Here is a 13,218-nt window from a genome sequence, read left to right as displayed (position 1 = left end):
CGGTATTAGGCATTTCATGGCAAAGGCAATAAGTACCCCCATTTCGGGCAGGGCGTGATTCATGGCCTGCCCCCTCGGGCCTGAGCGCGTCTCGACAGCGCGTCCGCCGCCACGGCGGCCAGCAGCACCCCGCCGGTGATCATGAACTGCACGGCGTCCTGAACCCCCAGCAGCCCCATCCCCGAGGCGATCGACTGGATCACCACCACACCGAGCAGCACCGACCAGGGTGAGCCCCGCCCGCCGAACAGGCTCGTCCCGCCGATGACGGCCGCCGCGATGGCGTTGATCAGCAGCATCCCCGAACCGGCGGCCCGGGCCGTCGTCGGGCTCGCCGACGTCAGCCCCGACGCCACGAACAACCCGCCGAACGCGGCCAGCGTCCCCGACACCATGAACATCGCGACCCGCACCCGCTCCACCCCGATACCGGCCCGCCGTGCCGCCTCGACCCCGCCGCCGACCGCGTACACCCGCCGCCCGTAGCGGGTACGGCGCAGCAGGTAGTCCGAGACGACCAGGACCACCAGGAAGATCAGCAGCGCCAGCGGCAGCCCCTGGAACCGGTTGAGGGTGTAGGCACCGGCGAAGGCCACCACCGCCAGGAGACCGGTGCGCATCCCGATGTCGCCCTCCGTCCGGTAGGGCATCCCGGCCGCCCGGTGGCGGCTGCGCCGGCGGTGCGCGGCCAGGAAGTACCCGGCCGTGCCGAGCGCGGCGACCGTGTACGCCACCAGGTGGTTGCCGAAGTGCCGGCTGGTCAGGGAGGCGACCAGGCCCTCCTCGTCGATGTTGATCGTGCCGCTGGCCCCCAGCAGATAGAGCGTCAGGCCGTTCCAGATCAGCAGCCCGGCCAGCGTCACCACGAACGCGGGCACGCCGAGCCAGGCGTGGAAGAACCCGTGGAAGGCGCCCACGGCCGTGCCCACGGCCACCGCCACGATCACCGCCAGCCACTCCGGCACCCCGTGGTTCACGTTCAGCACGGCGAACGCCGCACCCGCCAGGCCGCTGACCGAGCCGACCGACAGATCGATCTCCCGGATCAGCAGCACGAACACGATCCCGACGGCGACCAGCCCGGTCCCGACGATGTCCACGCTGAGGTTGGACAGGTTGCGCGGCGAGAGGAACTTGTCGTCCAGCCCCTGGAAGACGATCCAGATCACGAGCAGCCCGGCGAGAACCAGGAGCGGTCCCCGCTCTCCGCCCCGCACACTGCCGCGCACCTCCAGCGCGTACTGGCGCACACCGTCCCGCCAGCCGCGGGCGGCGCCCTGCTCCCGATCGGTGGTGATCGGCCCGGCGCTGCCCGGCCCCGCCGGTCCACCGTCCCGGTGCGGCCCGCCCCGTCTCACGGCCACGCCCCCTCGTCGCCCCTCGAGCGATGGGCCACGGCGTTGTCCGCCGCCCCCGTGACCGAGGAGATGATCTGCTCCTGCGTCACGGTACTCACGTCGAACAGACCGTTGTTGCGGCCCAGCCGCAGCACGGCGACCCGGTCGGCGACGGCCTTGATGTCGCCCATGTTGTGACTGATGAGGATGATCGCCATACCGCGGTCGCGGACCTCCTCGATCAGGTCGAGCAGATGACTGGTCTGCTCCACGCCGAGCGCGGCGGTGGGCTCGTCGAGCAGCAGCACCTTGGGGGCGCCCATCAACGAGCGGGAGATCGCGACGGCCTGCCGCTGCCCGGCCGACAGCGCGGCGACCGGCACCCGCACGTCGGGGATGCGGATCGACAGCGCCCGCATCAGGTCACGGGCACGGCGCTCCATCTCCACCTCGTCGAGGACGCCCACCCGGTCGATCTCACGGCCGAGGAAGAGATTGCCGACGACGTCCAGGTTGTCGCACATGGCGAGGTCCTGGTAGACGGTCGCGATGCCCAGGGCGTGGGCGTCGTGCGGGCGTTTGATCTGCACGAGGCGCCCCTCCCACTCGATGACGCCCCGGTCGGCGGGGCTGACCCCGGAGATCACCTTGACCAGCGTGGACTTGCCCGCCCCGTTGTCGCCCGCCAGGGCCACGACCTCACCGGCCCGGACCTGCAGGTCGACGTCCACCAGCGCCTGGACGCCGCCGAACCGCTTGGTGATGCCACGCAACACCAGGACGGGGGGATGGGACACGGGGACCACCTCGCTCACCGGGCGAGTCCGGCCCGGGCGCAGGCCGGGCGGAGCTTCGGGGTGCAGATCTGGCCGACCGTGTAGACACCGGTCCGGACGAGCGTCCGGCCGATCGTCTCGCGCGTAACGGCCGTGGGCGTGAGCAGGATCGCCGGGACGTCCTCGGTCGTGGGGCTGTCCACCGTCGTCGTGACCAGGGAGTCGATGTCGTTGCCGCGCGCCAGGGCCACGGCCATCGCGGCGGCCGCCTCGGCCTCCTGCCGGAACGGCTTGTAGACGGTCATGTACTGCTCGCCCTCGACGATGCGCTGCACGGCGTCGAGATCCGCGTCCTGCCCGGTGACCGGGGGCAGCGGCGTGACACGGGCGCTCTTGAGGGCCGAGACGACACCGGCCGCGATCGAGTCGTTGGCCGCGAGCACCCCGTCGATCGCGCCCGGGCCGAGGGCACTGATCGCGGCGGACATGTGGTCGTGCGCGTTCTCCGTACGCCACCCGAGGGTGCTGTACGACTTCAGGATCCGCACCTCGTCCTGGAGGACGGTCCGCGCCCCGTCCTCGTACCAGGCGGCGTTGGGGCTGGACGGGTCGCCGTTCACCATGACGACACCGCCACCGTCGGCCCGGGCGCCCATGCCCTTCAGGAGCTCCTGCCCCTGGAGCCTGCCGACCTGGGCACCGTCGAAACTGACGAAACCCGAGACCGGGCCTTCGGCGAGACGGTCGTAGGCGACGACCGGGATGCCCTCACGCTGCGCCGCGTGCACCGAGGAGCGCAGGGCCTTGGGGTCGACGACGTCCAGGAGCAGCGCCGAGACACCCCGGGTGATCATGGAGGTCATCTGCTGCCGCTGGCTGGCCGCGTCGTTCTCGGCGTTGGCGTACACGACCCTGCACTCGGAGCACAGCTCCTTGACCCGCTTCTCGATCTGGGGCCGGTCCCACTTCTCCCAGCGGGGCACGGCCCGGCTGGGCAGCAGCAGCCCGATGGTCAGCTCGCCCTCGCCCTCCCCGCCACCCTCCGAACAGCCGGCGAGGGACACGGCCAGCAGGACCGCCAGCAACCCGGCGACCCCACGCAGACCGAGCCCACGCATCAGGGACCTCCCTCGGGGGACCGGTTCGGGTGACGGGACGCGGGTGGCTCCGCAGCCCCCTCACCGATGTGGCGCATGGCCCGGTCGAGACCGACGGCCTGCTCCCCCTCGCGTCCCCCCGCCCGGTCGTCGCGGGACCGGCCCTGGTCGCGGGACCTGCGGCGGTCCCGGCCCCGGCCCAGGCCCCAGGTCCGGTCGCGGCCCAGGCCCCAGACGCGGCCCGGTCTGCGCTCCTCCGGCTCGGTCTCCGGTTCCTCGTCGGGCTCCGCACCGGGCTCCGTCTCCCGACGGGTGACGACGATCTCGCTCCACACCTGCTTGCCGCCGCCCACCGGCACCGAACCCCAGGCCGCCGACATGGCCTCGACCAGGAACAGCCCACGCCCGCCCGTCGACTCCCAGTCCACGACCACGGGCTTGGCCGGTGCCCGCGGTGAGGAGTCGCTCACGGTCACCCGCAGCCGGTCCGCCGCCAGGGTCAGCTCCACGCGGACCGCGCCCTGGGTGTGCACCAGCGCGTTGGTGACCAGCTCCGACACCACCAGCAGGACGCTGTCGGCCTCGGCGGCGATGCCCCACGAACGCAGGGTGCGCGCGCTGAACCGGCGGGCGTGCATCACCGCGTCCGGCAGCCGCCACACCACCCAGCCCGCCCGCACCGGCCGTATCCGCATCCCGTCGTAGCGCAGCAGCAGCACCGCCACGTCGTCCTCGCGCCGCCCGGCCTCGCCGAGCAGCGCGTCGGCCATCCGTCCCGGGTCGGCGGGATCGGCCGCGGCGAGTGCCTGGCGCACGAGCCGCATCCCCTCGTCCACCTGGAGATCCGCCGACTCGACCAGACCGTCCGTCACCAGCGCGAGCACCGATCCCGGGGCGAGGGCGAGGGCCGTCAGCGGGAACTCCGCGTCCGCGAGGACGCCCAGCGGGAGTCCGCCCTCGACCGCGATCTCCTCGGTGCCGCCGTCGGGATGCCGTGCCAGTGGTGCCAGGTGCCCGGCCCGCACGAACAGCGCGTTGCCCTCCTCCATGTCCAGTTCGACGTAGCAGCAGGTGGCGAAGAGGTCGGTCTCCATGCCGACGAGCAGCCGGTTGGCGTGCGCGACGACCACGTCCGGCGGATGTCCTTCGACGGCGTAGGCGCGGACCGCCGTACGCATCTGACCCATGATCGTCGCGGCCCCGGCGCTATGGCCCTGCACATCCCCGATGACCAGGGCCACCTTGTTCTCCGACAGGGCGATCACGTCGTACCAGTCGCCGCCGACCTGGAGTCCGCGACGGGCGGGCAGATAGCGGGCCACGGCCGTGCCCCCGGGGAGCCGGGGCAGCCGGCGCGGCAGCAGGCTGCGCTGGAGCATCGTCGCCAGTTCCTGCTCGGCGTCGTAGGCGTGCGCGCGCTTGAGGGCCTGCCCGACCAGGCCGGCGGTCGCGGTCAGCAGGGCCCGCTCCTCGGGTGCGAACTCGTGCCGGGTGTCCCAGCCGACCAGGCACACCCCGGCCACCCCGCTCCTGGCCGGCAACGGCAGCACCGCGAGCCCGCCGGGGCCGATCCCCGCGAGCCCCGGTTCCAGGACGGAACCCGCCTGCCACAGGCTCATCCGGCCGTCCCGCAGGGCCGCCTGGAGCGTGGGCAGGGCGGAGACCGGCGCGTCGGGCCACTCCGAGCGCCACTCGCGCCGCCACAGCTCCGGCCAGGCGCCGGCACCCGGCGGATCGAGCACGGTGACCGCCAGCCGGTCCTCCAGCAGCTCGGCGAGCGCCACCCGGTCCGCTCCCAGCGGCTCGCGCAGCGCGGCGACGACGACACGGCTGACGTCCCGGACGGTCGTGGCGTCGTCGAGCGCGGCCGTCAGCCACTGGATCCGGGCGACGTCGCTGGCGCTGCGGCGCAGGACGGGCGCCGCGCTCACCACGCCCAGCACCCGCTCGGGAGCGCCGCCCAGCCCTTTCAGCACCCGGCAGTTCAGCCGCAGCCAGCACAGTTCACCCGTGGGCCTGCGGATACGGAACTCCAGCTCACGGCGGCCCGGGGCCTGCGCGGACGGCTCGATGACCGACATCAGCGCGGGGACGTCTTCGGGAACGCTGACGGAGAGCAGGGTGTCGGTCTTGCCGTCGAAACCGTCGTCGGGGATGCCGACGAGTTCGAGCAACGCCGGGTCCGTCTCGACCAGCCCCGTCCCGGGCGACAGGGCGAAGGAGCCGACTCCCATGGCGCGCAGGGCCGAATCCAGCAGCGGCGAGGGCGCCGACCGGTCGGCCTCGCCCCGCAGCCGCCCGGCGACGGCCTCGGCGTACCGCTCCAGGAACTCCCGCTGCTCGGACCCGAACCCCTCCCCGGCCTCTCCCACCACGACGAGACACCCGAGCCAGCCACCGGCGGCCTCCAGCGGCAGGGCACCGAGCGGGGTGGAGGCGGCCACGCCGTCCTGACCTCCGTCGAGCACCACACCCGCGAGCCATACGGGCCGCCCCCGCAGATACGCCTCGGCGACGGCCGGGCCACCGCCTCCCGCCTCCGGGTCTGAAGGGGTACCGCCGGAGCCGGCACCGGGGGAGGGGGCGGAGGGAGGGGTGCGGCGGGGACCGGCACCGGGAGCGGGCGCGGGGGAAGGGGTTCCGCCGGATCCGGCTCCGGGAGAAGGTGCGGGGGAGGGGGCGCCGCCCGGACCGGCTGCGGGAGCGGCGGGGGAAGAGGTGTCGCCCGGACCGGCTCCGGGAGAAGGCGTGGGGGAAGGAGTACCGCCGGGACCGGCACCGGGAGCGGGCGCGCGCGAAGAGGTGCCGGGGGTGTCGGGGGCCGGCGTCGCCCCGGGGGGACCGCTCGACTCCGCGCCGGATGAGCCCCCCGGAACCGGGACCGCCACCCGCCCCGGCAGCCGGTACCGCTGCTCCGACTCGGTCCCGGCCGACTCCACCAGCCGCAGCTCGGCCCCGTCCTCGCCGCGTACGTACACCGCGGCCAGCGTCACCCCGGCGAATGTCAGGAGCCGCGCTCGCGCGGCCGGTTCCGGAGCGGGGCGGGGCGGACCGGGGCCCCCGTTCCCCGGCGCCCGAAGACCGGGGATCGCGGCCCGGGCATCGCCGTAGTGGGGCATGTCCGCATCCACCTCCCGTCCATGCCGCAGCCACCGGCAGGTGGGAGTCCCCGGAACTCAGGCGACGACGAGGCGGGCACGGGAGCGGCGGCGCGGCGTCGCGCCTCCCATGGCGGATCCACGCCGCACACGAGCGGCAGGGCACCCACACAACAGAATCGCACACCTGGACAACCACGACATATGGGGCCATCTGCCCCTGTTCCCCGAGCCGGGCGCCGCCCGGGCGAGCCGAGCGGGCACCGTCACCGGCGACGGGCGAAGCCGCGCAGTTCGCCGACCCTCATCAGCCGCGCCAGGGCGAGGTAGCCCGAGGCCATCACGACCGTTCCGGCGGCGAGGCTCAGCACGGTGGACCAGGTGCCCGTGCCCAGCGACGCGGCGCAGGCCCGGGCGGCTCCCCAGGCCGGGCCCGCGGCGAGGGCGGCGGCGCCCACCAGTTTGGTGTACGTACGGCGCAGTTCCCCTTCGTCGAGCCGTCCGCCGAGCCTGACGCGCAACCGCCATGCCGTGACGGCCAGCCCGACCAGGTACGACACGGTGTACGCACCGGCCATACCGGTCACCGCCCAGCGCGCGGGCAGCAGCACATGGCAGAGGGTGACCAGCGCGATGTTCACCCCGGCGATCCACGTCGCCATGAAGAACGGGGTGCGCGTGTCCTCGAAGGCGTAGAAGCCCCGCAGGAGGAGGTACTGCGCCGAGAACGGGATCAGTCCCGGCCCGAACGCCTGGAGCATCTGCCCGAGCGGCTGGACGGATGCCGCGTCGGCCGTCCCGTGGGCGAACAGCAGCGCGGCGATCTGAGGGCCCAGCGCCACGAAGAGGAACCCGGCCGGCACGATGACGACCCCGCTGACCCGCAGCGCCCGCGAGAGATCGGCACGCAGCTCTGCGATCCGGCCCTCCGCGGCGGCCCTGCTCATCCGCGGCAACAGAGCGGTCACCAGGGAGACGGTCACGATCGACTGCGGCAGCATCCAGATGGTCTGCGCGTACATGTAGGCCGAGTAGCCGGCGCCGGCATCCGGCAGCGCCTGGTCCGCCGCGTTGGCGAAGTTCGTCACCACGGTCAGCGCGACCTGGTTGACCAGGACGAACAGCAGCGTCCACTTGGCGGCATGGGCGCTCTTGCCCAGGCCGGTGCCCCGCCAGTCGAAGCGGGGCCGGAAGCGGAAGCCGGCGGAGCGCAGGAAGGGGATCAGCGCGAGGGCCTGCACGGCGATCCCGGCCGTCGTGCCCAGCCCCAGGAGTCGCACCTGGGTCGCGGTGATGTCCTCCACCCCGTCCGGGACCGTCATCAGCCCCAGGTACGCGGCGAACATGCCGATCAGCACGACGTTGTTCAGTACCGGCGTCCACATCATCGCGCCGAACCTCTCCCGGGCGTTCAGCACTTGTCCCAGGATGCCGAACAGGCCGTAGAAGAAGATCTGCGGCAGCAGGAAACGGGCGAAGACCACGGTCAGTTCGAACGCCTCGTGGCTGCCGGCGGTGTCGCGCATGTACAGGCCCACGATCTGCGGTGCGGCCCACACGGCCAGCGCCGTCCCGGCGGCCAGGACGCACAGGACGAGCGTCACCAGCCGCTGCTCGTAGGCCCTTCCGCCGTCGGCCTCGATGGCCCGCGCCCGGACCAGCTGCGGCACCAGCACGGCGTTGAGCGCACCGCCGATCACCAGGGTGTACAGACTCGTCGGCACGGTGTTGGCCGTGTTGTACGTGCTCGCCAGCAGCCCCGTGCCCAGCGCCGCCGCCTGGAGCACCTGCCGGATCAGCCCCGTCGCCCGGGACACCATCGTGCCCAGTGCCATCCAGAGGGACGAGCGGGCCGGTCCACCCCGTTCCCCCGGGCCGCTCCGCGCCCGTCGTTGTTCTCCGCTCTGCCCGCTCATGGCCGCCGACCCGGCCTTCGCCCCCTCCACCATGGCGCCAACCTAAGCGGCCCGGGTTCCGAGAAGCGGACCGGGGGGGGCGAGCTCCGCCCGCCCCCCGGTCCGCGTCCTCGTGCCGACGGGCCCGGTCACCGTCGCCCCGGTCACCGGGCCCGTCTCGTCCGGTGGTTCAGCCCACCCGGCAGGGCAGACTGCTCGTACTGTCACCCCCCGACCCGGAGACGGTGTAGCCGAACGTCGTGCTTCTGCCTGGTGCCAGGGAGCCGTTCCAGTTGGCGTTGTGGACCATCACCGCCTGGCCGTTGTAGGTCGGGCTGCCACTCCACAGGCTGTCGACCTTCTGGCCCGCCGGGAGGGTCCAGTCGACCATCCAGCCGAGCATCGGGACCGTGCCGGTGTTGGTGACGGTCACCTCGGACTGGTAGCCGCCGTTCCAGGTGCCGGTTGTCCTGCGGGTGGCCGTGCAGGTGCCGGGGACCGGCTCGGACGGGTTGCCCGGCTGCTTGATGCCGGTCACCTCGCCGTTGCCGCCGTCGAAGACGACGTCGGAGCACGAGTAGAAGGTCTCCTGGCTGTCGGAGCGCTGCCAGACCATGTAGATGATGTGGCGGCCCGACTTGCCGGCCGGCAGCTTGCCCGTCCAGGAGTAGTTGGCCTCGACCGTGCCCGGGGAGCCCTTGAGCGGAGGGTGGTCGACGCTCAGGAACGGCCGCTCCTCCATGTCGTTCCAGGTGAGCGTCTTCGTCGGGTCGAAGCCGTCCTTGGTGATGTAGACGTAGAACCAACCCGGGTGCGCCGCCCAGGCGTTGTACGAGAAGTCGACGGTCGCGCCCGAGGTGAGGTGGGTGAGCGGCCAGTCCTTGCTGGGCGTGTTGAACCCGGTGAAGTTGGTGTTGCCGCCGCTGCACAGCTCGCCGTCCGGTACGAAGCCCCGGGTGCGGCCGGCGCCGTCCGAGCGGAGCACCGAGAACCAGTTGTAGAACGGCGTGGTGCCGCTGACCTGCTGCGCGCCTCGGCAAGCGGGATTGACCGGCTTGATCTCGCCGGTGTCGGTCAGGCCGTCCTGCCAGCACAGGAAGGTGCGGCTGCCGGGCTTCATGGGGGTGCCGTGCGCCTCCGCCTCGCCACCGGTCGTCATGACCAGGCCGATGGCCGGGACGGTGACGAGGAGGGAGAGCAGCACGAGGAAGAGGGCTCTGGCCCGGGAGGGGAGCGCCGGGCCGGGCGTCGTGGTTCCTCCGGACTCTCTTGTCAGGATCATGACAGCATCATCCGTTCGTGGGGTACGGGCCTGCGGATGCGTGTGCACGGATGCGCGGGATGGGGGCGACTCGAGGGCGGGTTCCGATCCACCGTGATGGGAGCGCTCCCACCCCGCTTGTTGCGGAAGGTAGCGCCAGACGGTTCAGATGTAAACGGCTCGGGGCCAAGGGCCGGGCCCGGTCCGCCCGGTGATGCGCCGGACGCCTCCGCCCGGGAGGGGGTGAGTGGCGGGCGGCCGTCCCCGCGATGGCTCTACAGGCCTGCGCGCAAAGGAAGTTGACTTTGCTTTCCCTTTGCGGTTGGCTGCGGGCTCGACCATCATGATCCGGGGGGATCCCTTTGAAGCGCACCCTTCGCGCAGCCGTCTGTACTGTCGCCGTCACCGGCCTCGCGCTCGGCCTCACCGCCTGCTCCGAGGCGGTCGACCAGGTCGACAAGGCGGTGGACGAGACGTACGAGGTCACCTACGAGGTGACCGGGAAGAACATCGACTCGATCGAATTCCACGGCGGCGGGGGCAAGGCCATGGACCCGAAGGTCGAGTCGGTGTCGAAGCCCGAACTGCCCTGGAAGAAGACGGTCACGCTGCGCGGCATCATGCCCGCGGCGGTCATGCCCGTCGCCGCGGACCCCGAGGGCTCCCAGATCACCTGCAAGATCATCCACAAGGGCAAGGTGATCGAGGAACAGAGCGCAAAGGGTCTCGTGAGCGCCGGCGGCTGCACCGCGGAGTCCCCGGTCGCGGGGTGACCCGAGCGGACGGACCCCTTCGATCGAGCGACCCACTCGCGGGACACGCGCTGGGCCTGTCGTTCGGCTCAGGTCGGCCGAGAGTGACTGCGCCTCTCGGCCGCCCCGCGAAGCCGGCATGACCCAAACGACAGAACCTAGCGGCGGCCCCCGGCTCGGGGGCGGTTCCGGGGGAGGACGGTCATCCGCAGGGCGCGCGGCCGTACGGTGAGCCGGGCGACCTGGCGGACGGCCTGACCCTCGGCGAGTTCCAGCCGTACCGAACGCAGCATCGTCGCGAGCGCCGTGACCATCTCGGTGCGGGCGAAGCGGTCCCCCATGCACTTGTGCTTGCCGTCTCCGAAGGGCAGGAACGCGCCTGGCGGAGGCTCCTGCGCGGCGTCGTTCCACCGGTCAGGGTCGAAGGTGAGCGGATCGGGGAAACGCTCGGGGTCGCGGTGCAGAGCGTGCTGACAGTAGGCCAGCTCGGTGCCGGCAGGCAGCGTCCACTCGCCGAGACGGGTCTCCTCGGTGGTACGACGCGTGACCAACCAGCCGGGGTGGTGCAGCCGCAGGGTCTCCGTGATCACCCGATTCAGGTACGGCAGCCGGGCCACGTCGTCGAGGGTGACGGGCCGCTCGCCGAGGACCTCGTCCAGCTCGGCCAGGACCCGGGCCTCGATGCCGGGGTGGCGGGCGAGTTCGTACAGGGTCCAGGACAGAACCGACGCGGTGGTCTCGGTGCCCGCCACGGCCAGGGTGAGGATTTCCGAGGAGATCTGATGCCCGGTCAACGGCTCGCCGGTCTCCTCGTCGATGGCGCGCAGCAACATGGAGAGCATGTCTCCGGTGTCGTGCCCGGAGGCCTGCAACTCCTCGACGGCCGTGTTGACGGTGGCGCGTACGCCGGCCCGGGCCCGGTCGAAGCGGCGGTTGAAGGGCAACGGCAGGCGCTCGGCCCAGTCGGGCAGCATGAGGCGCACACCCACGCCGTTCATCACCACCGACAGGTCGCTGCGCAGCCGGCGGAAGACGGCGTCGTCGAGGCTGCCGGCGAACACCGTCTTGGCCAGCATGTCGAGGCTGAGTCCGACCATCGCCTCGCGTACGTCGAGGGGCCGCCCGCGTTCCCAGTCGGCGACCGTGGCCGTGACCTCGGTGCGCATGATGTCGACGTACCGGCTGATCTCGGTGTGGGCGAACGCCGGTTGCAGCTGGCGGCGCTTGCGTACGTGAGGCCGGCCCGTGGCGGTGACGACGCTGTCGCCCAGCAGCTGGCCCAGCTTGTCGTAGAGCCGGCCCTTGTCGAGAGTGGGTGCCAGGGCCTTGAGCATCTGGTGGATCAGGGCCGGGTCCTGGACCACCACGGTGCGCGTTCCGGGTTGCAGGACGATCTCGACGAGCGGTTCCCGTGTGTCGCGCAGCGAGTCGATGAAGCCGAGGTTGTCGCGCATTCTCAGAGCGTGGCCGATGAACGGAAGCGATCCGGCGGCCCGGGGAATGGGGAGAGGCGCAGCGGACGTCACGGGGCATCCCTTCACAGCAATCATGGGCGCCCCTATAACTTCCCTGCCCCTTCCCTGGAGCAATCCCGTCATGAACGTGTCCTGTACCACGCGGGACGAGCTGGTTCGAAGGAGGGGTGCCCGCAGCGGGCGTTGCACGGGAGCTCCTGAGGCAAGGGGCCCGGAGACCGGAGGGGCGCCCCCAGCGGGCGGTGCACGGGAGCTCCAGCGGCACGGGCCCGGAGACCGGAGGGGTGCCCCCAACGGGCTTGCACGGGAGCTCCTGCGGCGAGGGGCCCGGAGACCGACCGCCCGAGCGCCGCTTCGTGCCCTCCGAGTCCTTTTGTGGCCGGCCCGGCCGCCCCGTTGCCGTCCGCGAGCAGGCCGAACCCGCTCCGCGGCCCCGCCCGGTGCCGTCGGGGGCGACGTCCACCAGCGCCGTCCAGCCGTCAGTCCAGCACCCCTCGCAGCCACTCCAGTTGGCGCCGCACCTGCACCGCGTCGCCGCCCTCGTGCCCGTTGAACGGATACGCGTGGATCTCCCTGCGCGGGTCCGTGCCGGTCAGTTCGGCGTAGCGGTTGAAGGCGGCGTACGCCCCGCTCGGCGGGCACACCGTGTCCCGCAGGCCCACCCCGAAGTGGGCCGGGGCCTGTGCGCGGCGCGCGAAGGAGACGCCCTCGACGTAGGAGAGGGTGCGATAGGCGGCCTGCTCGGCGCCCCGGTGGACGGAGAGGTAGGCGGCGATCTCGCCGTAGGGCCCGGCGTCCGTGAGGTCCAGGGCGCGCCGGATCCCGCACAGCAGCGGTGCCGTGGTCAGCAGTGCCGTCAGGCCGGGCACGAGCCCCGCGACCGCCAGGGCGAGCCCGCCTCCCTGGCTGTTGCCCACGGCGGCGATCCGCCCGGGATCGACACCCGGCAGCTCCCGTACGGCTGCGACGGCCCGCACCGCGTCCGTGATCAGGCGCCGGTAGTGGTAGTCCCCGGCGGCGAGCAGCCCGCGCACGGCAGGCCCTGGGCCGCCCGGCGCGAGGGCGTGCGGGTCAGGCGTCTCGCCGCCGCACCCGTACTGGTCGCCCTGGCCGCGGTTGTCCATGAGCAGATGCGCGTACCCGGCGTTGACCCACGTCAGGCGCTCGTGCGGCAGGCCGCGGCCGCGCCCGTAACCGGCGAACTCGACCACGGCGGGCAGCGGTTCCCCCGCCCCGGCCGGCCGGCTGAACCACGCCCGCACCGGGTCGCCCGCGAAACCCCGGAACGTCACGTCCCAGGTCCGCGTCAGCCGAAGGCCCGTCTCCACCGGCCGCACCGACACCACGGGGTCCGCCTGCCCGGCGGCCTCCAGGGTGTGCTGCCAGAACGCGTCGAAGTCGGCGGGCTCGACGATGTCCGGGCGGTGACACTCCAGTTGGGTCAGTGGCAGGTCGAACGCGGGCACGGCGACACCTCGCAGGAATCGGTGATCATCCAGAAACTTGCGGCCGGGCAAGGCGGTTGAC

At 72.5% G+C, this 13,218-nt stretch carries 9 protein-coding genes; 1 reads left to right on the top strand and 8 read right to left on the bottom strand.

Translation table 11 applies throughout. From position 1 onward, the window contains the following. Positions 1–59 precede the first annotated feature (59 nt). The 6 genes from AB0B29_RS15960 to AB0B29_RS15935 form a co-directional block, all read right to left on the bottom strand. Positions 60–1,364, bottom strand: coding sequence for a sugar ABC transporter permease (locus tag AB0B29_RS15960; protein WP_362239406.1), 1,305 nt, complete (start codon positions 1,362–1,364; stop codon positions 60–62). After that, positions 1,355–2,134: an ATP-binding cassette domain-containing protein gene (locus tag AB0B29_RS15955; RefSeq protein WP_362239403.1), complete on the bottom strand. Its 780-nt coding sequence runs from the start codon at positions 2,132–2,134 to the stop codon at positions 1,355–1,357. Before AB0B29_RS15955 ends, AB0B29_RS15960 begins: the two co-directional genes overlap by 10 nt. Before the next feature lie 14 nt (positions 2,135–2,148). Further along, on the bottom strand, positions 2,149–3,231 hold the full coding sequence (locus AB0B29_RS15950; protein WP_362239400.1) for a sugar ABC transporter substrate-binding protein: 1,083 nt from the start codon (positions 3,229–3,231) through the stop codon (positions 2,149–2,151). Then, positions 3,231–5,681, bottom strand: coding sequence for a SpoIIE family protein phosphatase (locus AB0B29_RS15945; RefSeq protein WP_362239397.1), 2,451 nt, complete (start codon positions 5,679–5,681; stop codon positions 3,231–3,233). Before AB0B29_RS15945 ends, AB0B29_RS15950 begins: the two co-directional genes overlap by 1 nt. 893 nt (positions 5,682–6,574) lie before the next feature. Continuing rightward, positions 6,575–8,257 (bottom strand): murein biosynthesis integral membrane protein MurJ, encoded by a 1,683-nt coding sequence (gene murJ, locus AB0B29_RS15940; RefSeq protein ID WP_362239394.1) that lies wholly within the window; start codon positions 8,255–8,257, stop codon positions 6,575–6,577. A gap of 136 nt (positions 8,258–8,393) precedes the next feature. Then, positions 8,394–9,485, bottom strand: coding sequence for a lytic polysaccharide monooxygenase auxiliary activity family 9 protein (locus AB0B29_RS15935; RefSeq protein WP_362239392.1), 1,092 nt, complete (start codon positions 9,483–9,485; stop codon positions 8,394–8,396). A gap of 341 nt (positions 9,486–9,826) precedes the next feature. Between AB0B29_RS15935 and AB0B29_RS15930 the strand changes: the two genes are divergently transcribed. Next, positions 9,827–10,237 carry an MmpS family transport accessory protein gene (locus tag AB0B29_RS15930; RefSeq protein ID WP_362239389.1) on the top strand — a complete coding sequence of 137 codons (411 nt, stop codon included), beginning with the start codon at positions 9,827–9,829 and terminating at the stop codon, positions 10,235–10,237. A gap of 137 nt (positions 10,238–10,374) precedes the next feature. Here AB0B29_RS15930 and AB0B29_RS15925 read toward each other — a convergent pair whose 3' ends face one another. Both AB0B29_RS15925 and AB0B29_RS15920 read right to left on the bottom strand, forming a co-directional pair. Then, on the bottom strand, positions 10,375–11,766 hold the full coding sequence (locus tag AB0B29_RS15925; protein ID WP_362239386.1) for a cytochrome P450: 1,392 nt from the start codon (positions 11,764–11,766) through the stop codon (positions 10,375–10,377). Positions 11,767–12,170: 404 nt separating this feature from the next. After that, entirely contained in the window at positions 12,171–13,157 is a 987-nt protein-coding gene (locus tag AB0B29_RS15920) for an acetylxylan esterase (RefSeq protein ID WP_362239383.1), read from the bottom strand. Between the last annotated feature and the right edge of the window lie 61 nt (positions 13,158–13,218).

This window comes from Streptomyces tibetensis (genome assembly GCF_040647715.1).
GTDB classification, from domain to species: Bacteria; Actinomycetota; Actinomycetes; order Streptomycetales; family Streptomycetaceae; genus Streptomyces; species Streptomyces tibetensis_A.
Note: the sequence above shows the minus strand (reverse complement) of the source record. Positions and strands in the feature narration are given on the sequence as shown.